At 50.6% G+C, this 25,393-nt stretch carries 10 protein-coding genes; 9 read left to right on the forward strand and 1 reads right to left on the reverse strand.

Annotated features, from left to right (window positions below):
* The first annotated feature begins 9 nt into the window (after positions 1-9).
* The 8 genes from L6472_RS11640 to L6472_RS11675 all read left to right on the forward strand — a co-directional run bounded on the left by L6472_RS11640 (position 10) and on the right by L6472_RS11675 (position 24,176).
* A complete protein-coding gene (locus tag L6472_RS11640; protein WP_237805274.1) occupies positions 10-3,201 on the forward strand; it encodes an N-6 DNA methylase in 3,192 nt (1,063 codons plus the stop codon).
* Between the two features lie 144 nt (positions 3,202-3,345).
* Entirely contained in the window at positions 3,346-4,875 is a 1,530-nt protein-coding gene (locus L6472_RS11645; RefSeq protein ID WP_237805276.1) for an RNA-binding domain-containing protein, read from the forward strand.
* Between the two features lie 864 nt (positions 4,876-5,739).
* On the forward strand, positions 5,740-9,711 hold the full coding sequence (locus L6472_RS11650; protein ID WP_237805277.1) for a glycoside hydrolase family 38 C-terminal domain-containing protein: 3,972 nt from the start codon (positions 5,740-5,742) through the stop codon (positions 9,709-9,711).
* Positions 9,712-9,785: 74 nt separating this feature from the next.
* Positions 9,786-13,313, forward strand: coding sequence for a peptidase M26 (locus tag L6472_RS11655; protein WP_237805279.1), 3,528 nt, complete (start codon positions 9,786-9,788; stop codon positions 13,311-13,313).
* 30 nt (positions 13,314-13,343) lie between these two features.
* A complete protein-coding gene (locus tag L6472_RS11660) occupies positions 13,344-16,628 on the forward strand; it encodes a TonB-dependent receptor (protein WP_237805282.1) in 3,285 nt (1,094 codons plus the stop codon).
* A 19-nt stretch (positions 16,629-16,647) separates the two neighbouring features.
* Complete coding sequence (locus L6472_RS11665) at positions 16,648-18,735, forward strand: RagB/SusD family nutrient uptake outer membrane protein (RefSeq protein ID WP_237805284.1); 2,088 nt, start codon at positions 16,648-16,650, stop codon at positions 18,733-18,735.
* A 193-nt stretch (positions 18,736-18,928) separates the two neighbouring features.
* On the forward strand, positions 18,929-21,733 hold the full coding sequence (locus L6472_RS11670; RefSeq protein WP_237805286.1) for a helix-turn-helix domain-containing protein: 2,805 nt from the start codon (positions 18,929-18,931) through the stop codon (positions 21,731-21,733).
* A gap of 160 nt (positions 21,734-21,893) precedes the next feature.
* Positions 21,894-24,176 carry a GH92 family glycosyl hydrolase gene (locus tag L6472_RS11675; protein ID WP_370640849.1) on the forward strand — a complete coding sequence of 761 codons (2,283 nt, stop codon included), beginning with the start codon at positions 21,894-21,896 and terminating at the stop codon, positions 24,174-24,176.
* Positions 24,177-24,271: 95 nt separating this feature from the next.
* Here L6472_RS11675 and L6472_RS11680 read toward each other — a convergent pair whose 3' ends face one another.
* Positions 24,272-25,018, reverse strand: coding sequence for a porin family protein (locus L6472_RS11680; RefSeq protein ID WP_237805288.1), 747 nt, complete (start codon positions 25,016-25,018; stop codon positions 24,272-24,274).
* Positions 25,019-25,193: 175 nt separating this feature from the next.
* Here L6472_RS11680 and L6472_RS11685 point away from each other — a divergent pair, with 175 nt between their 5' ends.
* Positions 25,194-25,361: a DUF362 domain-containing protein gene (locus L6472_RS11685; RefSeq protein WP_027449896.1), complete on the forward strand. Its 168-nt coding sequence runs from the start codon at positions 25,194-25,196 to the stop codon at positions 25,359-25,361.
* The last annotated feature ends 32 nt before the right edge of the window (positions 25,362-25,393 follow it).

Consider the following 25,393-nt stretch of genomic DNA (forward strand, 5'->3'; position numbering starts at 1 on the left):
TTCAATAATATGGCAAACAAACAGACGCATAGCATAGAAGAAATCGTAGAGCAATGGGCGAAAGAACAACTAAAAGGAATCAAACTCTACGCTAAAAACGATTTTATCAATGCACAAATAGAGAAAGCCCTCAAAACTGCTCCATCTAAAAAAGGTGGTAAAGGTCCCAATTATCCTGATATTAAATGCATCATTCCAGCAGCAGATGGTGATATTCCCGTCATGATAGAGGTAAAGGGGATGAAAGATGCGCTCATCAAGCTCAATGAAGAAACAGGATTGCCTGACAATGTGACAAAAAAAGGTGAGCCAAACTTTACGAATATCGCTAAGTATGCTGTCAATGGAGCTGTCCACTATGCAAATGCCATCGTTCGTCATACGACCTACAAAGAAGTGCTTGCCATAGGAGTGAATGGATATAAAGACGAAACTGATGAAATTATCTATGAAGTCAGCGCATGGTATCTTTCACGTAAGAATCTTTTCCTACCCAAAGAGATTGGGCGTTACAGCGACCTGTCTTTCCTGTTAAAGAAGTATCAGCAGACATTGTTGAAGCAACTTGCCAATATTGACCTAACCGAAGAGGAAATAGAACAACAGAAATCCAACTTAGAGGATGATATTGAGCGCAAGCTTAAGGAACTAAACCAAAAGATGCAGGACGAACTGCGGATTGTTGTTAACCAACGTGTACAGCTTGTAACGGGCTTGATTATGGCTGGGCTTGGGGTAAAAAATGATGATGGAACATTCAAAGTTCATCCATTGCAAGAAGACGAATTACGTGGTAATACTGACTCGGAAAACAATGATGGAGCCGTTATTATGAGCAAAATCAAGTCTTACTTGAAGGACAAGAGTCTTCCTATGGAAAAAATAGACATGATCGTCCGTATACTTAAAGTTGTATTTGTCGATTCTGGTTTAGAGGTGCCTGTCAATGGAGAAAGTAAACTTAAAACATTGTATCATGACATCAAAATTGATATTATCCCCTTCCTGACTGGCGAACTGCATAATCTTGACTTCACAGGTAGATTGTTTAATGTTCTGAATGCCTGGGTCGATGTACCAGATGGAGCAAAAAATGACGTTGTACTCACGCCACGTTCTGTTACAGAATTAATGGCGAAACTCTGTCAGGTGAATAAAGACTCATACGTTTGGGACTTTGCAACAGGTTCTGCAGGATTTCTCATTTCCGCAATGCATTTGATGATTGCCGATGCCAAAGCTAATATCCCCAATCCGGATGAAAGAACAGAGAAAATCCTACACATCAAGACAGAACAGTTGCTTGGTATAGAGAAACTGGCCGATATATATCTGCTTGCCGTATTGAATATGATTCTGATGAAAGATGGATCAGCGAACATCATTCAGGGGGATTCCTTGAAGGATTTCAAAGGCAATTATGAACAAGGTGAATTGAAGGGAAAGCCCTTCCCTGCTGACGTGTTCCTACTGAATCCTCCATATTCCGCTGCAGGCAAAGGTTTTGTATTCGTAAAACGTGCCCTCGGCATGATGACACATAAAGGAATGGCCGCCGTACTCATCCAAGAAAATGCTGGCAGTGGCAATGGTTTGCCATATACGAAAGAAATTCTTAAAGGGAATACGCTTGTGGCTTCAATTAAGATGCCAATAGACTTGTTTATAGGAAAATCATCAGTACAGACAGCTATCTATGTGTTTAAAGTGGGCACACCCCATACGAAGAATTCAGTAGTGAGGTTTATTGATTTCTCAAATGACGGCTATTCACGTATGAACCGTCGTCATTCCAGTCAAAGTGTAAATCTCCGTGATACCGATAATGCTCATGGGCGTTATGCTGAAGTCGTAAATTTGGTGCGATATGGAAAGGGTGTTAACAATGAGAATATTAAATACTATAATGGCTCCTATATAGAAGACTATATAACACTTAAAGGTAACGATTGGACTTATGGTCAGCACAAAAATATTGACCCCATTCCTACAGATGCAGATTTCCGAAAAGTGGTGAAAGAGTATCTCTCATTGCGAATATTAGAAATCATTAAGAATGAAGGAGGAAGTGGTTTGGGCATAAAAGACTGTACCTTAACTAGAAAAGACTATGAAGCATTGAGTTTTATAGAAACAGGACGAATAAAAACTAAGCCAGTGATAATAGGTGATATTCTCACCGGGGAAAAAGGTGATGTTGACATTCAGAATAAGGATATTAATGGTAGAGGATTCTATTTTATCAATTCAGGTGTTCAAAACTTTGGAATTAAAGGTAAGACGGATTGCATAGCTAAAGTATTTCCTCCGAATACCATCACAATAGATTTCTTTGGTAATGCCTATTATAGACCTTTCCACTATGTCATGGCTACACATAACCATGTGTTTTCTCTGTCAGGAGATATAATTAAAAATGAGAATGTGGGATTATATCTCAGTGCTTCCATGTCATATTTGAGCAAAATTTACTCATTTAATAACATGGGGACTTGGCCCATTTATAAGACATCTTTGATTTATTTGCCCACAACAACCGAGGGAAATATTGACTACGTTTTCATGGATACTTGTATTAGTGCTATCAAGAAACAATGTATCGCAGCACTAATGAAAGCCATAACACAGGATGCTATTGTAAATGATCAGGTTTTAGAAATACAACCAACATCTAATAATGTGGTTGAGATGTCTAATCCATCAAGCCATTATTCAGAATATGACTTTGCCCCCTTAATGGCAGCCGAACCTTTCGAGTGCTATAAGTGGGAAGGGTTTGACCAAAGCATTTGCGATTTCTTTGGAGGTGACAAAACTATTCTTATTGGGTGCTATAAGGGGAAGAAATACAAAGATTGGATTCACACCCATAACATTTATACCATAAGGTTAGGGGATACCAAAGGTTCTATGGAAGCTAATCGAAAACTCTTTGAAAGTACCTCGTTGCTGGTCTTATATGAACTTGGCAAACCTAACAAACTTTCTGCATATAAGATTGTAGGCAATAAGGAGATGAGTAAAGAAGAACTCTTGGCTATGGAATATCCAAATAAAAAGCCACGAAAGAGTTATATGACATTTAGCGTCAAACTTCTTGAAATGGATTTGACTTTCTTAATAGAGCACCATCTTGTTGAAAGGTTGATTGAGCTTAATCCAGAAAATGCGAAAGGTACTCCAGTTTTTATCCAACCTTAATTAATGTATTTATGGGTAAGTAACAACATATTTGATAGACGGAGATCCGAAAGGGACTCAATATTTGTTCATCAGCAATAAGATTTGCCAGATGTATGTGATAATTGGAGTATAATTTGTAACGTTTGCAAACGTGATATTAGTATGGACGAGAAAACGATAAAAGAAGCTCTACGGAAAGGTGAACGGGTTACGCTGGAGTGTAAACGGGCTAAGGCAGAGGTCCCGAAGTCGGTTTGGGCAACTTATTCGGCCTTCGCTAATACGATTGGCGGACTGATTCTGCTTGGCGTGAATGAAGACCTGCAGGAGAGAAACATCTTGAAGCGTTACCAGATAGTTGGTGTGGATGAGCCGATGAAGATTATCACGGACTTCTGGAACACCCTCAACAGCGACAAGGTGAATGAGAACATCCTTCTTGACAACGATGTTGAGGTGGTAAATGTGGATGGAGCGCAGATTGTTTGCATTCATGTTCCGCAGGCAGACTGGAGAGCAAAGCCCATCTATCTGAACGGAAATGTATATAAAGGTACGTATAGGCGCAACAATGAAGGTGACTATCATTGTACAGAGGCTCAGGTGAAAGCGATGATACGTGACTCCAATGTGGATGGCAACGATAGCATCCTGATAGAATACTATGGTATGGATGACATTGATCCAGATTCCTTGCGTCAGTACCGTACCGAGTTTAGGCAGGAGAATAGTACCCACGTTTGGAACAGGGTTGACGATAAGACTTTCCTCAGAAATCTTGGTGGCTATACTGAGGACAGACAGACTGGCAGAGAGGGATTGACGCTGGCCGGACTGATGATGTTTGGAAAGGGACTTGCCATAAGAGACAGGTTCTCCAATTTTCGTATGGACTATTTAGACATGAGCCATCTGGTGGGTGATGAGCGGTATCATGACCGACTGACATACGACGGGTTATGGGAGAATAACCTGTATCAGTTCTTCCGCATCGTATCACCAAAGGTTCAGTTCGACCTGCCGAGACCTTTCAAATTGGAGAAAGGCGGCAAGAGGAATGATGACACACCTCAACATGAGGCTGTTCGTGAAGCCTTTACCAATGCCATTATCCACTGCGACCTGATGATGGATGCTGGCATTCTGAGAATAGAGAAGCATGATGACCGTCTATGTTTCCGCAATCCAGGACTATTGAAGTTGCCAGTAGAGGCCATCTATCGGGGCGGTAACTCAAAGGCTCGTAATCCAAAGATTCAGAATATGCTTCGGATGATTGGTTTTGGTGAGAATGTCGGCTCTGGATTCCCCAAGATTATTGCAGCATGGAAAGAAACCAACTGGGGTGAGCCACAGCTGATGAATAAACTGGATGTTGACGAAGTGGAACTTGTACTGCCTGTGCCATCGGTTAAGTCAAGCACGACCGAGTTGTCTAATGAGTTATCCATAGAGTTGCCTGAAGGGTTGTCTATAAGGTTATCTAAAGAGTTGTCTAAAGGGTTATCTGAAACTGCTGCTAACATATATAAGATGATATATGCAGATAATTATATCACAAGAAGTGATATTGCGAATAGAATCGGAATATCTGTAACAGCAGTCCAAAAGCATATCAATAAACTTAAATCATTGAGATTCATTGACCGTGACGGATCTACTGGTCATGGTAATTGGAGAGTAATAAAGTGACAGGCAAACTCAGAAGAAAAAGTGATGGGTTGATTTGACGCTTTCAAAAAGAATGCTTACCTTTGAGCCTGCATCTCGAAGTTACTCACGTTCGAAAATACTCAAATAAATTTGGTATTTTGCTCACTCATTCGTAACTTTGCACCCGATGATGAGTCATAGTACGGCTGGTGGCTCACCGTCGGGTGTTCTTTCTTGCGTCCCGTTGGTAGCAAGCGAGCATAGCTCGAGCGGATGCAGTTTATAGCAGGATGCGGAATTGAGTACGGTTGCCAATTCGTAACCCAGTTTTTCCTCAATCCTCCAGACAGCCTTTATGCAAAGAAATTCTGCGATTTCTTACAAAGCAACGAAAAAAACGAGGGAAGAACAAAAGAAATAACAGGAAAAAGTGGCAGTTTTAAGGCATAAAAGGGCAACTATTATTAGATGAGAGTTAAGGAATAGGCGTGCAATAGTTTTACTTTTGGTGGCAATCTAGAGTCTAGAAAGGATGATTCTAGGGGCTAGAAATGACTAATCTAGGGGCTAGAATGAACTCATCTAGGGGCTAGAATAGACTGATCTAGGGGCTAGAATCAAACTAAAAGTAAAGGTATTGCAAGATAAAACGGATGCTTTAAGTGAGGAAAAGTGTAGGTTTAAGCCCCCCAAAAGGGCTATTTTCCTCAACAAAGACGTTAGAAATGGAAAATGGAAATTTAGCGATGAAATGGGCGAAAAATAAAAATTGCAGGTCAGAAATATTACAATTTTTCACGTTTGGCACAAACGGAAAGTACTTTGGCACAAACGGAGAGTGAAATTAATTCCTAATCGCATAACTTTGCGGTCGAAAAAACCTAAAATCGCTAAATAGTAATAATGAGTCAACACAAAACCTTAATTAGGTTGTATTTATTGTTTCTACTGGTCATGCCTCAGCGCATGTCTGGTCAGACGGCTGAGGGTACGCTCTTCTTCATCTCAAATTCACATTTAGACACACAATGGAACTGGGATGTGCGTACCACCATTAGCGAATACGTGCGCAACACGTTGCAACAGAACTTCACACTACTAGACAAATATCCCAACCTGGTTTTCAATCACGAAGGAGCCATCCGCTACATGTGGATGAAAGAATACTACCCCGAACTCTATGCCCAACTCAAAGAATACGTAGCCCAAGGGCGCTGGCACATTAGTGGCTGCGCTATAGATGCCAACGACGTGATGGTGCCATCGGCAGAGTCCGTGATGCGCAACTGGCTCTGTGCCAATCAGTTCTTCAAGCAGGAGTTTGGCGTGCGTGGAGGCTACGACGTGATGCTGCCCGACTGTTTCGGTTTCTCATACGCCCTACCCTCGCTGATGCACCACTGTGGTTTCAAAGGGTTTCACACGGCCAAACTGGCATGGGGTTCGGCCGACTACGATCAACTGCCTCCCTTCGGCATTTGGCAGGGTGTTGACGGTTCGCAGGTGTATGCTGTCTATAAGCCCGGTGCCTACGACAACCACGAGCAGTACAACAAAAACATGGCCACCGACAGCGAGATGGCAAGCATCATTGCTGACAACCATCATAAATATGGTGTGGCTGCCGAGATTCGCTATGTCGGTCCACGAAGCGACCGTGGCGGCGGTCTGCAAGACAATGCCTCGCAGCAAGGTGAAAACACCCCCTATTGGCTGAACCTCAGCGCCAAGACCGAGGGTGCCACCAACGTCAAGATGGCCACACCCGATGAAATCTTCGATTTCCTTGACCAGCACAAAAACAGTAAATATCACGTAAAGAATGGTGAGCTGCCCATGCGCACTCACGGCGTAGGTGCCTATACCTCGCGCACCATGCTGAAGCGGTGGAATCGCAAGAACGAGCTGTTGGCTGACGCCTGTGAAAAGGCTGCCTCGCTGGCCCAGTGGTTGGGCGTTCAAGCCTACCCACAGACTGAGATCAACGAGGCTTGGGTGCGCAATCTATGGCAGTCGCACCACGACGGCATCACGGGCACCAGCATCCCCAACGCCTACTATTACTCCGTAGGCGACTACGTGCTGGTCAACAAATCGCTGGCACAGACCATGGCCACAACAGCAGGCAGCATCGTCAGCAGAATGAACACACAGACAGAAGGACTACCAGTGGTTGTCTTCAACCCTCTGTCGTTCACCCGTACAGACATTGTGGAAGGCAAGCTAAAAACCGACGAAAATCCCGATGGAATCGCCGTTTTCTGCAAAGACGGCACCGAGGTTCTTTCACAGATAAGCCACTACGACGAGACCACCGGCGAACTGACGTTCATCTTCGCCGCCACCGTACCTTCGCTGGGCTACGCCACCTACGACGTCAGACTGGGCGAAGCCTCGTCCATGACATCCGACCTGCAGGCCAGCAAGCGCACCCGCCAGTTGTCCAACGGCCAATACCGCTTGACACTCTCTAGCACGGGCAACCCCATGCAGCTTATCAACATGGCCACAGGCACCAACCTGCTCGCCAACTCGCAATTGCAGATGATCTACGACCATGAAGACGCATGGCCCTCGTGGGAAATCTCCTATACCGACATACAGCGCCAGCCAGAGCTTGTAGACGAGAATGTCACCATCGAACTGGCCGAAGACGGTCCGCTGCGCAAGAGCTTCCGAGTGGTCAGAGAGAAAAACGGTTCTACTTTTGTGCAGTATGTACGCATGAACGCGCTGAACAACCGCATAGACATTGACAACGAAGCCGACTGGCAGTCGCGTGGACGTATGCTGAAAGCCTGTTTCAAGACACCCTTCGGCACCCCGAAAGCCACCTACGACCTCTCGCTGGGCACCATCGAGCGTGGCAACCGCAACAGGAACCAATACGAGGTGCAGGGCCACCAGTGGGCCGACCTTTCGACCACCGACGGCAGTTATGGCCTGTCTATTCTCAACGACTGCAAATATGGTTGGGACAAGCCCGACGACTACACCCTTCGACTGACCCTGATTCACACGCCATCTACAGGCAACAACTACACCTACCAGGCCGATCAGGACTTAGGTGTGAACCTGTTCACCTACGCCCTTTTTCCCCACGATGGGGCATGGAGCCAGCAGACGCAGATGGCAGCTGCACAGCTCAACCAGCCATTGCTGGCGTTCACTGCGCCGAAACACGACGGTACGCTGAATCCCAAGGCCAGCCTCGTCTCGCTGAACACCGACCAGGTATCGGTGAAGGCTGTGAAGAAAGCCGAGGAGAGCGACGAGCTGATTGTGCGCGTCTATGAATGGAGCGGACAGCACCACGACCGCGTCAGCATGACATTCCCCGCCGACATCCTCTCGGCTCGTGAGGTCAACGGACTGGAAGAATCACTTGGCGAAGCCAGCTACGACGGTCGTACGCTGGTCTTCGACATCGAGAAATACCAACCCAAGACCTTTGCCGTGAAGTTGCAGACGACCGGCGTACAGCCCTCGTCAACCGACGAGACTTCAACAACCATCGCCCTACCCTACAATGCCGACGTGATGAGCTATGACTCGAAGAAGAACGATGTGCAGGGCATCAGCGACCTGGCCTATCCTGCCGAGCAGATACCCGATGTGCTGACCACGGGTGGTGTGGCATTCACCATGGGCAGTCGCGCAGGTGGCGATAAGAATGCGGTGCGCTGCAACCAGCAGACCATCGACCTCACAACGGCTAAAGGGCGCAAGCTATACCTGCTCATGGCCTCAACCAACAAAAAAGGTACGATGGCCGAGATAAAGATTGACGGTCAAACCTACCACATCGAAGTGCCCTACTACGGTGGCGTGACAGGTCAGCTGGCTTCGCCCTACAATACCGGCACCCACTATCGCCAACAAGACGTAGCCCTCTGCACCACACACAGCCACAACATAAGCGGCAACAGCAACGAGGCCTATCGTTTCCTATACATCTACAAGTACGCACTGGCCCTGCCCGAACACGCCCAGACACTGCAGTTGCCCACCAACAACACCCTCTACTTGTTGGCTGCCACCACGTCGGACAACCCCAGCGACGACATCACACCGCTGACAGCACTCAACACCTATATTAATTATCAGGAGCTGGACTACCTGGAAGAAGGTCACTGTGGTCAACGTCTGGAGCCACAGACCATTGCAGCCAGTCAGCAAATCAACAACAACGAAGCAGGCAAGATGGCTGCCGACAACGACGAGATGACCAAATGGTGCGTCAGCGGCAACCAGAACCAAACGCCCTATCTGGAATATCGATTCAGTGAACCCATGCAAATCTGCCAATGGATGGTGCTGAATGCCGGCAACGAGGCTGGCGACTACATCACCAAGGCCTGCAAGTTGCAGCGCTACGAGGGCGGCAGATGGGTGGACGTGGATGTAGTGACGGCCAACCGCGAGAACAAGATAGTGCGCGGTGTGGCACCATTCACCACCAGTCGCGTGCGCCTGCAGATTACACAGGGCGAACAGCAGAACTTTACCACACGCATCAACGAGTTTGCTGTCTTTGGCACACCCGCAAGCACACTCAGCATAGAAGACTTAACAGTGGCGGACACCAACCACCGCCGCTCCCTATTGCTATATGGCAACACCCCCAACCCCTGCGCCGGCATGACACACATCCACTGTCAGGTGCCGCCAGGCGTTGACAAGCTGACGCTGCACCTGACCACCATAGACGGTAGGCAGGTCTGCCAACAAGACTACTGCGTCGGCCCCGGCGACCAACAGCTCACTTGGCGAGGCATGCTGCCAGAAGGCATCTATCTCTACTACCTGACCGCTCAAAGCAAGAGCGGAACATTACATACCAACGCAAAGCGACTTTTTGCTTCATATCATTAATTAATTATTAATCTTTTAAACTATGTGTAAATCATTACATGGACTAAAAAAAATCCTTTGGTTTAGCACTTGTCTTGCTGGCATCACTGGGAACCAGCGCACAGACCGAAATCAGCACCGCTGAAGGTCTGAAGGCAATGGCTAATGATTTAACGGGTGAATACGTGCTGACAAGCGACATCACCCTGAGTGAAGAATGGACGCCTATCGGCAATGCCCAAAATCCATTCTGCGGAACATTCAACGGACAGGGCCACACCATCAACGGTCTCCGTATCGGCGGCGGTGAGAACCTCGGTCTGTTCGGTTCGGCCAGCGGCGCCAGTATCGAGAATGTTCGACTGACCAACGCTGAAGTCGGAATCTACGGCAACGGCAAGGCCGTAGGTACCATTGTCGGCAACGCCAATGGCGTCACCATCAAGAACTGCTTCACCTCGGGTGTTGCCAATGGTCATGACCACGTAGGTGGTATCGCTGGTGACGTGCGCAACGGCTCAGAGATCATCAACTGTATGAGCACCATGGCCGTCTATAGCTCAGGCTATCAGGCTGGTGGTATTGCTGGCGACAACTTCGACGGTAGCTACACCAACAACCTGTTCCTGGGTCAGGTGTATGCCGGCAACAGCTGGAACGGCTGCGGTGGTATCGTTGGTCTGCAGGAAGGTCCTGGCAGCTGTACTATCAATGGCTGTGTGGCTGCCCCCGTTTCTCTGGGTGTGGCTGATGGTGTTGCCAACTATCACATACACGCCATCGTGGGTAACCCCGACCCAGACCCCAAGGCAGTGCTGAACAACTGCTTGGCTTTGGATCCCGTGCGCTACTACGTCGGCAGCATCCGCACTGGTGCAGACATCACCGGCGGCAAACTGGACACCATCGTGAAGAGCCAATTTAACGGTATTCCCAAGACCGAGGCTGAACTGAAGCAAAAAGCCACTTACACAGCCATTGGTTGGAACGAGCAAGCTTGGGATATGGCCGACGGCCGCTTCCCTGTACTGCAGGGTATGTCAGTGCCTTTCGATGGAGACTACGTGGTTCACAACAGCCTGCCTGAGTTCTTCAAGGGCACCTCTGTGGATCTGGCTCCCTTTTCTACCTTAGACCGTCAGGTGACCATCATCAGCAGCAACCCCAATGTGATTGCCGTTGATGGTACAAAGATAACCGCCGTTGCCATTGGTCAGGCCGTCGTTACCATCTCTACCGAAGGCGACGCCCTCATCAAAGGCTTCAGCAAGAGCATCGACATCACTGTCAACAGCATGGATACCGACATCAAGAATGCCGACGAGCTGCTGACCAAGCTGAAGCAGAACCCAAGTGGCGAGTTCGACATCGTAGCCGACATCGACCTGACCGGTGTTGAGTTCACCCCACTGCCCGAGTTCACCGGTAAGCTGCATGGCAACGGTCACGTGATTCGTGGCATGCGCTTCGACAATTCCGGTCAGGCCAACGTGGGTCTCTTCTCTACCACCCGCAGCGCCCTCATCGAAGACCTGGGCTTCGAGGATGCTTACTTGGTAGGCAATGAGAACGTAGGTGCCGTAGCCGGTCACGTCTATGGCGGTATCGTTCGTCGCATCTTCGTCATGAACTCATACATCGAGGGTCGCGACCACGTAGGTTCTTTCACCGGCGACATGAGCAACGACTTCGGTGCACTGAGCGAAATCTCTGACTGTATCTCTGATGCACAGGTAAAGACCCGTCAGTACCAGTCGGGCGGTATGGTTGGTGTGGCCAACGGTGGCGTACTGAAGAACTGTCTGTTCAGCGGTACTGCAGAAGACCTGCGCAACAACTCTTGCAACAATGGATTCATCTCTCTGATTGACTCTGACACCTATCCCACCACCATCACGAACTGCTTCTCTGGAGCTGCCCACATCAATGGTGGCGATCCCAACACCCCACGTATTGCACAGTCTAAGCGCGACAACACCGTGCTCTCTAACAACTACGTGATGGCTTCTACCGTTTGCAACGGTTCGTTCAGCACCGTTTCCGGCAGCGCAGACAACGAGCAGGGTGCAATGATCGACGACAACACCGCACGCACCAAGGCTTTCTATGCCAACACACTGGGTTGGGACTTCGAGAACACCTGGACCTTCCTGCCTAACGCCGAAGGAAAGATGTTCCCCGTACTGAAGATCATGAAGACTCCGCTGAAGACTCGCATCATCGACGACGAGTTCAACTCTGCACTGGTCTATGAGGCTGGTTCTGAGTTCAAGGATCTGACCAAGGTTCACGCCTCATGGGGTCAGGCTCTTGACATCAAAATCACTGAAGGTGAGAACCTGGTTGACGTGGTTGACGGCACCAAGCTCTACTGCTCTGACGAGGATGGCGTATTCCTCGGCATGGGTACACTGACCATCCAGGCCAACATGCCTAGCGACCTAGCCGAACTGTTCACCGTGGTTGGTGAGAACAGCTTCTCTATCCCCGTAACTGCCAACGATATTGTTACAGAGATCTCTACAGTAGAAGATCTGAAGAACATGAAGAAGATGCCTTCAGGCAAGTTCGTCCTGACTGCCGACATAGACATGAAGGACGTTGAGTTCGAGGGTCTCTTCAACGATGGCAATGCCTTCTCTGGTACCTTCGACGGACAGGGACACCGCATCAAGAACGCTACCGTAAACGTAGCCAGCGGCGACAACAAGGGTATCTTTGGCAACGTGAACGGTGGTATCATCAAGAACGTAGCCTTCGAGGACTTCCAGGTTATCTCGCCCAATAAGAGTGCCAACCGCATCGGCTTCATCGGTCGTGCCGAGAACTGTACCATCGAGAACGTAGCACTGACTGGTAAGGTTATGGGTAACGACCACGTTGCTCTGCTGGCCGGCGACGGTGTGAATGCTACCGTTGAGAACTGCTATGTATGGGGTGAGGTGACTGCTAACCAGCAGATTGGCGGTATCTTCGGATGTACACTTGACAAGGGTGCTACCATCCGCAACACATACTACAATGGTAAGATGGATGCCGTGTTCCGCGGTTGCGCCGGTGGTTTCATTGGTTTGGTCGATGTAGCCAACAGCGAAATCACCATCGAGGGTTGTGTATCTATCGGCGACATCTGGTCTTCTTCCAACAACTGGAGCCACGCTGGTTCGTTCATCGGAAAGAATGGTGCGGGCGACACGCCTAACGGTAAGATTACCTTCACCAACAACATTGCCAACCAGTATCAGGACCTCGTAGGTGTACCCGAGAATCCTTGGCCTTTCAGCAACGAGACTGCTGAAGGTGGATTCGTAGAATATCAGACCGACGTTCCCACACAGATGCTGGAGGAGCAGAGCACCTACACAAACATTGGATGGGACTTCGAGAACATCTGGACCTTCGACACCAACTCTGGTTACAAGTATCCTGTTCTGAAGAACATCGGCTACGTTCCTTTCACCCTGTCAGAGGAGAACAACAACCCCGACGGCATTGTTGAACTGAACGGACAGCAAACAACTGTTGCCAAGAAGCACATCTACGACCTGAACGGACGCCAGATGAAAGGCAACCTGAAGAAGGGTGTCTATGTTGTGAATGGCAACAAGGTAGTGATTAAATAATAATTTATACTTGAAAAACAGTAAGTAAATATGAGAATAACAGCAGATTGTATCAAAAAAACGCTGCTATCGTTCTTTGCCACAATGATGGTGACCTGCGCACTCGCAGGTCCCATCAAAGTGACGGGACGCGTACAAGACGTCAACGGCGAACCGCTCATTGGCGTCACCGTACAAGTGAAAGGCACATCAAATGGTGTAATGACCGACGTCAACGGCCAGTACACCATCAATTGTTCTGAGGGCGACATCATCACCACCTCTTACGTGGGCTATAAGGCTGAAGAGCGCAAGGCCAACAAGACCCTGATTGATATCATCCTTCACGAGCAAGTCAACGACATCGACGAGGTAACCGTAGTAGGTTACTCTACGCGTAAGAAGATCTCGGTGCTGGGTGCACAGACCACACTGAAGATGGATGATGTGAAGGCACCTGTTGCCAACATGACCTCTGTGCTGGCCGGTCGTGTGGCTGGTGTGGTATCGGTACAGCGTACCGGTGTGCCCGGACAAGACGACTCAGACATCTGGATTCGTGGTATCTCTACGTTGACCAACCGCAACGAGGGCCCTCTGGTGCTGGTGGACGGTATCGAGCGTAGCTGGAACAACCTGTCGCCCGAGGACATCGAGTCTATCACCGTGCTGAAGGACGCAGCCTCTACGGCCGTCTATGGTGTACGTGGTGGTAACGGTGTCATCATCATCACCACGAAGCCTGGTGAGGTGAGCAAGCCAAAGTTCTCTTTCGACGTGTTCCAGGGTATCACCTCGCTGACCAAGGTGCCCGACCTGGTCGATGGTATCGAATACATGCATGCCGTGAACGAGGCCTATCAGACCAGCCGTGGCTACGACTACTATGGTGCTAACCAGATTATCAACACAAAGATTGCCAACGGCATGCCTCTGACTGCCGATGAGCTGACCTACAAGCAGGGACTGATTGACGGCAATGGCGGCAAGCTGCCCGCTTCTATCAACAAGTACCTGTATCCTAATGTGGACTGGATGCGCGAGATGTATCACAAGTATGGATGGAACCGTCGTGCCAACGTCAACATCCGTGGTGGTGCGCCCAACGCCAGCTACTACATCTCTCTGTCGTACTATACCGAGAAGGGATTGACCAAAGACGATCCTTCACAAGATTTCAGCTCAGAGATTGACTATAATCGCTATAACTTCCTGACCAACGTCAACCTGAAGGCCACTAAGACCACCAATCTGGACGTGGGTGTCAGCGGATGGCTGGCCAGCGGCAACTATCCTCACGAGGAACTGAAAGACATCTTCAGCCGTGCCATGACCACCAACCCCGTCATTTTCCCCGTGCAGTATGCCGATGGTCGCAGCCCTGGCTCGTCACCCCACGACTACAGCCTGGACTCTCCTTGGGAGACACTGACGCGCCGTGGTTATCAGACGCAGCACCAAACACAGATCAACACCAACCTGAAGTTGACACAGGACTTGGGCTTCTTTGAATGGAGCAAGGGTCTGAGCGCTCGTGCATTGGTGGCTTTCGACTTCCGTGCCACTCAGGCATTGAAGTACAAGGTGCGCAACTCAAGTTGGAAACCCACAGGTCGCCAACAGGATGGTGTGTGGGTTGAAGACACCAACCTCTATCCTCAGCTTACCGACGAGAACGGCAACCTGCTGTGGGTGAAAGATGCCAACGGCAACGACACCTCCACGCCACTGCTGGACACTCGTCCAGAGATGCTGCTGCTCACCGAGCAGTATCGTGGCAACAACTCTATGAACGTGACTGCCGACAAGTGGGTTTATCGTACTTTCTACTTTGAAGGTGCCCTCGACTATCGTCGCACATTCAACCGCTACCACAACGTCACCGGACTGTTGCTGTTCAACATGCGCAGCTATCTGGATGCCAACAAAAACGAATTGTTGCAGACACTGCCCTACAAGCAGCAGAGCCTTTCTACACGCTTGACCTACGACTACGACAACCGTTACTTCGTAGAACTCAACGGTGGTTACACCGGTTCTGAGAACTTCAAGCCAGGCCATCGCTTCGGTTTCTTCCCTGCTGTGGCATTCGGTTGGGTACCCTCTAACGAGAAATGGTGGGATCCCATCTCTAAGTACATCTCGTTCTTCAAGATTCGTTATTCTAACGGTAAAGTAGGTAACTCTTCTACCGACGGCCGCTTCACCTACTTCACACAGATTGGTGACATGGGCGACGACGGTAAGTATAGCAGCTACTGGGGCAACGACGGACTGGGTTTCAAGCGCTACGGCTACACCCCACAGTGGTCTGTGGTTCACAAGCAGGACCTGGGTATCGAAATCAACTTCCTGGACAATGAGCTGACCTTCATCGTGGACCTCTTCAAGGAGAACCGTTCTAAGATCTTCGTATCGCGTGACAACGTGCCTCTCTCGGCCGGTTTCGCCACTGGAATATCTGCCAACGTGGGTAAGGTTGAGAACAAGGGTATGGAGGCTTCGTTCGAATACCACCATCAGTTTGGCAAGGACCTCTACATGTCATTGCGTGGCAACATGGCCATGAACGACGACAAGGTCATTGAGAATGCTCAGGCCGATCCCGCTCATCCTTGGCTGGACCGCCGCGGTCACAACGTGCTGGCTGAATGGGGCTACGTAGCCGAAGGTCTTTACACCAGCGACCAGCAGATCAAGGATCGCAACATCACCCAGTTTGGTGAGACCTATCCCGGCGAGCTGGTGGCTCCTGGCGACATCATGTATAAGGATATGAACGGCGACGGTCATATCGACGAGTACGACCAGGTATGCATCAGCCGTGGCGATGTGCCACGCATCTACTACGGTTTCGGTGGCGACCTGCGCTGGAAGAACGTTGGTCTTGGCATCCTGTTCCAAGGTGTAGCTGATGCCGATCGCATCCTGCGCGGCAACGGTATCCGTCCTTTCACCTCAACGTCTGGTGGTGGCACCCTCTATTCAAACATTGCCGACCGTTGGAGTGCAGACGATCCTGAGAACACCGATGTCTTCTATCCATTACTGGCATGGGGTGAGAATGACCCTCACAACATCAACAACTTCAAGACCAGCACCTGGTGGAAACGCGATTTCAGCTTCATGCGCTTGAAGCAGTTCACCATTTCATACTACTTCCCCAAGTCATGGACTCGCAACAGCTTCCTCAGTGGTGGTCGTTTCTACCTGATGGGCGAGAATGTTTTCACCTTCAGCAAGTTCAAGCTGTGGGATCCCGAGTTGAATACCGACAATGGTATCTCTTATCCCAACGTACGCACATTCTCTATTGGTGTCAACTTCAACCTCTAACAGTATAATATAGATAATCATGATTAATAAAACAAAGAAATATTGCTTTGGAGTCTTGCTGACCGCCATGACTGCGTTCACACTCAGCTCATGCGACGACTACTTCGACGACGTGCCCAACAACGCCACTTCGCTCGAGGATGTCTTCTCTAACCGTGGGCAGACTCTCAGTTGGTTGTCCAACGTTTATTCTTATATCCCCAACACCCTGCAGACCCGCTATCAGGGAGGTACCAGCAACGGTATGATGCTGCATGCCTCACTCTCGGGCTATCAGCCTTGGAGCGATGGTGGTAATGGTAAGCATCTGAACATCATCAACGGTACGCTGTCGCCTTCTACGGGTTGGGTTGCGGACATGTTCACCAACTATTATCGTGGCATTCAGTATGCCAACGTGTACTTGCAACACGTGGATGAGTGTGCCCCTATGAGCGACAGAGAAAAAGCTACCACCAAGGCTGAGTGCCGTGCGCTGAGAGCTTATTTCTACTTCTGTCTGATGAAGAACTTCGGTCCTGTGGCTATCATTGGCGACCGTGTGAACGGTGTAGAAGACGACCTGGGCAACATGATGGAAGAGCGTAGCACCGTGGACGAGTGCTTCGACTACATTCTCAGCGAGTTCGACGATGTGCTGAGCAGTGGCGACCTGCTGACCAAGTATGACGATGAGAACACCTTCATCCGCCAGTATGCCGGCAACTTCACCGAAGAGACCGTTCGCGGTATCCGTTCTGAGGTGCTGTTGTTCCGCGCCAGCTATCTGTTCAATGGCGATCCATTCTATGCCGACGTTACTAATCCCGACGGCAAGAAGCTGTTCCCCCAAGCTCGCGACAACCAGAAATGGATTGACGCCCGCGATGCTGCCAAGGAACTGATCGACGATGGCCAGTGGCGACTGGTGCTGCGCAACAGCAGTGGCGAGCTGGTCAACTCGGTTGATCAGTCATGTCCCTACAACTCTGTTCTCTATGCCTGCATCGGCAACAGCGACAACGAGGAGATGATTGTGGGCACCACCAAGAACTCTACCGACACCTATCCTATGGTGCCGCGCAACAATGGTGGTTCGCTGCCCGCTCCCTACGGAACTGTTGACGGCGGTGCAGGTGCTTACACCGTGCCCTTGGAGTTTGTGGACCTCTACTTCACCAACAAGGGCTTGCGCATCGAAGAAGACCCTGACTACTTCACCTATGATGAGTATGGCGACGAGACTCAATATACCAACGCACTGGTGAACCTGCGTAAGACCACCTACAACGACCCTTATTCCGGCTACAACTACTTCACCATGCAGAACGCACATCCTATCATGAAGCAGTTCTACGACCGTGAGGCTCGTTTCTATCTGGGCATCACCTTCCAGAATCGTCCTTGGAACATTGGCAATGGTAAGAACGCTCCCAGCGAGATGAACTACTCGGGCAACTCTGGTCCTAACTCTTCTGGTACGCACGACTACCCTGTCTTCGGCACCATCTGCCGCAAGAGCTGTCAGTATGCAAGTGCACTGGGTGGTTGGAACTACTGCGTTCTGCTGCGTCTGGGCGAGGTTTACCTGAACTATGCCGAGGCTTGTGCCGAGCTGGGCGACCTGGAGGAAGCCCTGACTGCCGTCAATGCCATCCGTGCACGTGCTGGTGTGGCAGAGTATAAGCTCAATGCCAGCGACAACAGCAAGGGGGCTCGCGGCGAAGACCGCATTGCCCTGCCAGCCTACGATCAGACTACAGTGCTGAAGGCCATCTATCGAGAGCGCCTCATCGAGATGGCTTTCGAGAACAAGTACTACTACGACGTTCGTCGTTGGGGTGTGGCCGAAGGTAAGTGGCGCACCAATGGCGAGGAACTCACCGACGGTTGGATCTACGCTCCCTACCACAAGGGTGGTGAAGGTGGCGACCTGTATGGCTACAACCTCTATGGCAGCAACACCGCCACCGACCTGAAGTTCTACAAGCGCGTAGTACAGCAGCACCGTATCTTTGCTAAGCGCATGTCGCTGCTGCCCATTCCTCAGGAGGAGCTGAACCGCAACCACCTCTGTGTGCAGAACAAGGGTTGGGAAAGCACGGTTGACGAGCAAAACAAGCAGTAAGCATCATTCACAATCCTAATAATAAGCGTGTGCCGCAAACTAATACGGCACACGCTTTTCTTTGTCCTGCGGAGAAAAGGAAGCCACGCTGTCTTTCTAAATAAAGTTAAATAAACTGGCGGTTTTCGTACAACAAGAAAACAATGTTTAACTTTGCAAAGCTAAATACATAAAGCTTGAACTAAATAGTAAGATGCGACGAAGGCTGTATGGTTTATTCCTATTGGCATGCGTCCTAAAGTCAGCTTGTGCCTATAATATCAAGCACATCCAAGGACTAACCAATAGTTTTGTATTGTCCGTAGAACAAAAGCCCTGTGGCGAGATGCTCTTTGGCACCCTCGACGGGCTCGATGGCTACGATGGTGTACGCGTGTGGAGTGCCGACACCCATGGAAAGAACAGCATCCGTGGACGCGTTGTCGAGAACGTGATGTGCGTCAACGGCAACCAGACATGGGTACTCACCAACTATGGTCTTAACGTATTTACACGATACAAGAAGGAATACAAGTTCTTCTCTCAGTTTGCCGGACTGAGAAAGATGAAGCGCAACCCAAGGGGCGACGGCTTCATTCTTGACAACGGACGCCTTTGCTACATGGGTCCCGACGGCAATTTCCGCTCTCTTTCCTTAGGACTTGGCGACAATGTGCCCTGGCCATGCGACTATGTGGTGACCGACCACCAGGTGCTGGTGTTCCAGAACAGCCGTATCATGACCTACGAGTTGCTGCGCCATGCCGACGGCACGTATCAGATAGGACGATACCACCAGCGGGCTGCAAACATCCGCATTGCCGTGGAAAGTCACGACAAGGAGTATATCATCGACGACCAGGGCATGCTGCTGACCTACTCCTACGCCACCCGACGCTTTCAGAAACTGTTCTCACTGAGTCACGAACTGGCCACGCGAGGCAGCATCAACGACATTGTGGAGTTCAACGGCGAACTGCTGATGGCCTTTGGCACGGGCGGCATGATCAGTGTTGTGTTGCCGAAAGGTCCTAACGACACACCGAAGATCACCGACCTGAACATCAACACAGGCGTGTTCTGCCTGACCAAAGACCGCTACAACGATATCGTCTGGATAGGCACCGATGGCGAAGGCGCCATGATGCTGAGCAATGAGGCCTACACCTACTGCACCTACACGGGCAAAAGCATCTTCACCAAGCAGCAACAGGCCATCCGCGCCCTGCTGCTCGATGCCGACAACACGCTGTGGGTTGGTTCTAAGGGCGATGGCCTACTCCGTGTTCCGCACTTCAGCACCGCCAACAGTCAGTCGCTGCCACAGGGCACCCACTTCAACGACGCTACACCGGGCTTGGAGAGTCGCAACATCTTCAGCATACTGGACAGCAAAGACGGACAGCACATCTGGATAGGTCACGACCGTGGCGTGAGTTGCTACGACAGAAAGAGCCAGCGTTTCATCAGAATGTCGCTGCCAGGCTATGCCGCCAACGTGATGGCCATGGCCGAGCGCGACGGTAGGCTATGGCTGGCAGCACTGGGCAACGGCATCGTGAGTGCACACATCGACGAGAAGAACAGACAACCGGAACTCAGCGATGTGAAGTCCTACCGTCTTGACGGCGGCAGCATGTCGTCCAACTACTTCTTCTGCATGGCCGAAGGGCCACAGGGCTATCTGCTTTTCGGCAATCGCGGAAAGGGACTCTACAAACTGAAGGGCGACATCTTGGAGCATGTGCCCTTCGGCGATACCGAGAAGACACCCAATATCAACGACGTCTTCGCTCTGAGAAACATTGCCAACAACCTATGGATAGGCACCAGTGCCGGCATCATCATCCTGGACCATAAAGGCACCGTCAAACATATAGACACCAGCCACGGTCTCCCCTCCAACACCATCCATGCCTTCACATTGAGCAGTCATGGCGAGGTGTGGGCCTCAACAAGTGCTGGTCTGGCTGCCCTTAGTCTGCAAGGCGACGTTATCAAGGTTGTTGACAGCAACACCATCCCAGGGTTCAAGGAATATTGCGACGGCGCAGCCTACCATGCAGGCAACACGTTGCTCTTCGGTTCTATCAATGGTCTTGCTGCCATCAGCTATGATGCCCATGCCACGCCCAGCGCCAACAAGTTGCAGATAGACTTCAACCGCCTGAGCATACAAGGCATCCAACAGGACATCGACGACTTTATGGATCCAGAAGCAGCGGTCAGCACCCTACGTCTGGACCATCAGCAGAACTTCTTCACCATTGGCGTAGCCACCTACGACTATCTGGGCGGTTCCATGCTAGACTACTATTACCGTCTGTCTGCCAGCGACGAGTGGACAGCCAACGGCCATAGCAACCAGTTTACCTTTAGCGATATGCAACCAGGCCACTACACGCTGTATGTGAAGACACGCAACATCAGCACCGGCAAGGAAAGTGGCGAAGCTCTGCTGCATATCATCATCACCCCACCCTGGTACCGCAGGTGGTGGGCCTATGCGTTCTACATGTGCTGCGCCGCCATCGTCGGTTGGCTGTTGCGCCGCTGGTGGCAACAGCAACAGCGCCACAAGCACGAGATGGAGGTGGCGCAACAACAGATGCAAATCGCCAGCGAACAGCAGTCATCGGCCAGCGGCAGCTTTTCCGATGCACTCATCGAAAAAGAGCAGCAAGACTTCCTCGAAGAGGTCACCGAGGCCGTCGATAAGCATATCGGCAACTCGCACCTGGATGCCGAGATGCTGGCCAACATCCTAAAGATTAGTCGTCGCAACCTCTACCGCAAGTTTGAGACAGCCCAGCTGCCACCCGTCAAGGAGTTCATCAAGGAGTATCGTGTCAAAACGGCGGCACGCTTGCTCGCCTCTACCCACATGACCATCTCTGAGGTGATGTATAAGACGGGCTACGACACGCAGTCAACCTTCTACAAGGAGTTCAGAAGGCACTTCAACCAAACGCCTAAGGCCTACCGAGAGCAACAGCAGAGCAAGAACAACACCTTATAATTATAAAAACGTGCCATTTGTGCCAAAAAAGGAGTATTTTGGCACAAATGGAAAGCCCGTTTTGAATTGTAATGAGTACCTTTGCACCGCTTTACCGTCACCCTGACAGCGACGGGAACGAGAATGATACAATATCATCAACTAAAAAAGTAATAATGACATGAAACGAAAACTATTAATGCTTGTTGCAAGTACCTGTATGGCATTTGCTGCACAGGCCAAAGGCAACTATGCCGACTATGTGAGTACGCTGGTGGGCACAGACTCGAACTTCGAGCTCTCTACCGGCAACACCTATCCAGCCACGGCCATGCCTTGGGGCATGAACTTCTGGACGCCACAGACAGGAAATATGGGCGACGGATGGGTGTACAGCTATAATGCCAATCGCATACGCGGCTTCAAACAGACCCATCAGCCCAGTCCATGGATGAACGACTACGGACAGTTTGCGCTGATGCCTACCACCGGCACACCCGTGTTTGCCGAGGGCGACCGCGCCAGCTTCTTCAACCATAAGGCAGAGACAGCCCTACCTTACTACTATCAGGTATATCTGGCCGACTATGACATCAACACAGAGCTGGTGCCAACAGAACGTGCTGCCATGTTTCGCTTCACATTCCCCGAAAACGAACAGTCGTGCGTGGTCATCGATGCGCTAGACCGTGGCTCGTCAGTGACCATCATCCCTGGTGAGCGTAAGATTGTGGGCTACTCGACCAAGAACAGCGGGGGCGTGCCAGGCAACTTCAAGAACTATTTCGTCATTGTCTTCGACAAGCCCTTTACCTATACCGCTGCCGTTCCTAATGGCGACATCCGCAAGGGCGAGCTGGAGGCCAGCGGCAACCATGCCGGTGCCATCATCGGCTTTGCCACGAAGAAAGGCGAGCAGGTGCACGCACGAGTAGCTTCATCGTTTATCAGCACCGAACAGGCCGAGCAGAACCTGAAAGAACTGGGCAAGCTGTCGTTCGACCAGCTGAAGCAGAAGGGACGCGAGCGCTGGAACGAGGTGCTGGGACGCATCGAGGTGGAATCGAACGATGTGAACGAGCTGCGCACATTCTACAGCTGTCTGTATCGCAGCACCCTATTCCCACGTATGTTCTACGAGAAGGATGCCAAGGGACAGATTGTGCACTATAGCCCGCACACCGGCGAAGTGCTGCCCGGCTACCTATTTACCGACACAGGCTTCTGGGACTCGTTCCGCGGACTGATGCCACTGGTCAACCTGGTCTATCCCGAGATGAGCGAACAGATGGAAGAGGGCTTTTACAATGCCTATAAGGAGAGTGGTTTCTATCCTGAGTGGGCCACACCCGGACACCGTGGCTGCATGGTGGGCAACAACTCTGCCTCGGTGGTGGCCGACGCCTTCGTGAAGGGCAACATCAAGAAGGATGCCCTCGAGATGTACAAGGGACTGCTGAAGGGTGCCAATGCCGTTCACCCCAAGGTATCATCGTCGGGCCGACTGGCTTTCAAGGAATACAACGAGCTGGGCTATGTGCCTTCTGACGTAGTGGGCCAGAGCGCCTCACGCACATTAGAGTATGCCTACGACGACTGGTGCATCTACCAGATGGGTAAGCGCCTGGGACGCCCTGCCAGCGAGACCGACATCTACAAGCAGCGCTGCCTGAACTACAAGAACATCTATCATCCCAAATACGGCATGATGAGCGGACGCGACTCGAAAGGAAACTTCCCCGACGACTTCAAGGCCGATGAATGGTGGGGCCCCTTCACCGAGGGTAACAGCTGGCACTGGACCTGGTGCGTGTTCCATGATATTCGAGGACTCATCTCGCTGATGGGTGGCAATCAGGCCTTCATCAACAAGCTGGATGCCGTGTTCACGACACCACCCACCTTTGGCGGTGCTGTCGATACACGTAAGCAACTGATACACGAGATGCGCGAGATGCAGGTGGTCAACATGGGACAGTATGCCCACGGCAACCAGCCTATACAGCACATGATCTACCTTTACAACTATGCCGGAGAGCCCTGGAAGACGCAGTACTGGGTACGCGAAGCTATGCGACGTCTCTACTTCGCTACGCCCGACGGCTATTGCGGCGATGAGGACAACGGACAGACTTCTGCCTGGTACATCATGTCGGCACTAGGTTTCTATTCTGTATGTCCTGCCACCGACCAGTACGTGCTGGGCGCTCCTCTCTTCAAGAAAGCCAAGGTGAACTTGGCCAACGGCAAGACCATTGACCTGTCGGCACCAGCCAACAGCGACGAGAACCGCTACGTGCAGTCGCTCACGGTGAATGGAAAGACGTACGACAAGAACTACTTCACCCATGAACAGTTGATGCGCGGTGTGAAGCTGAACTACCAGATGGGTAGCAAGCCAAACAAGCGTCGTGGCACGAAGCCATCGGCCTATCCCTATTCGTTTTCAGATAACAATGAGTAAGTCGTAAGCCCCACGGGGGCAACTGCTCAAAAACAAAGCCGGCCTGGACATGCATAACGTCCAGGCCGGCATTTTTCTTATACCAGGAGCCTACCCTATTCGAAATAAAGTGTAAACACAAACATGCTGCTACGGGCAGAGCCAACAGCATTGGTAAACACACGCTGGTTGACGTCGCGTAGCTCGCTGGCATGGCTACTGTCATAGGCATTGGTCAGTCCGTAGCAGAACTTCAGCTCGGGTATCAACTTGAAGAAAGGCAGGTACAAGTCGCAACCCATGCCGACCTCCAGCATCACGTCAAAGGGCTTCAGGTGACTATAGTCCTGATCCTTGCCCGAGAGGTTCAGCATGGGGCTGACGCCAGCCAGCATATAAGGGCGATAGTTGTTGAAGCGCTCTGCTGCAAACTTCACATCCACGGGCACCGACACATACGTGTTCTTCATGTCCTGCGTCGTCTCGCGTGGCGTTCCGTTCTCGCTCAGGTTGTCCATATCGCGAAACACCAGACGCTTCGACCCGAAATGCATTGATGGCGTGACGCGCAGCGAGAGGTACTGGTTGAGTCGGAGGTCGCCCACCACCCCCACGCTGAAGCCCGGATTCCACGTGTCGGCATCGCAATACACCGTGCGTTCCTGTTCGCCCACGTCGGGCAGTGCCACCAACTGCGGCCCCACGTTCTTCATCTTCACATCCTGCATGTTCATGCCAATGCTGATGCCAAAGTGCATGGGGCGCAAATCCACATAAGGTCGGTTCTGCACCTTGCGCTTCTGAGCGGCACCATCGGCCATGGCCACAGCCAGTATGACGAGTATCAACAGTAGTCGTTTCATTGTTTATTTATAACGCAGAAAGCCCTTTATTATTATATGGTAGGCGCTCAAATCACAATTTCGACACTGTATAAATTGATAAAAAAGATACCAAAAATTTGGTAGAGTCCGGAAAAACTTTGTATCTTTGCATCACAATAATTGAGTATTAACTAATCAAAAATTTAGAAAGATTATGGCATATGTAATTGGTGACGACTGTATCGCATGCGGTACATGTCAGGGTGAGTGCCCCGTAGAGGCAATCTCTGAGGGCGAGAAGTATTCAATCGATGCTGATGCTTGCACCGAGTGCGGTACTTGCGCTAGTGTTTGTCCTTCTGAGGCCATCCACCTGGGCTAATCAATTTAGCTTTTCATAAACCACTAATGGCG

The sequence above is a fragment of the Prevotella sp. E13-17 genome (assembly GCF_022024035.1).
GTDB lineage: Bacteria > Bacteroidota > Bacteroidia > Bacteroidales > Bacteroidaceae > Prevotella.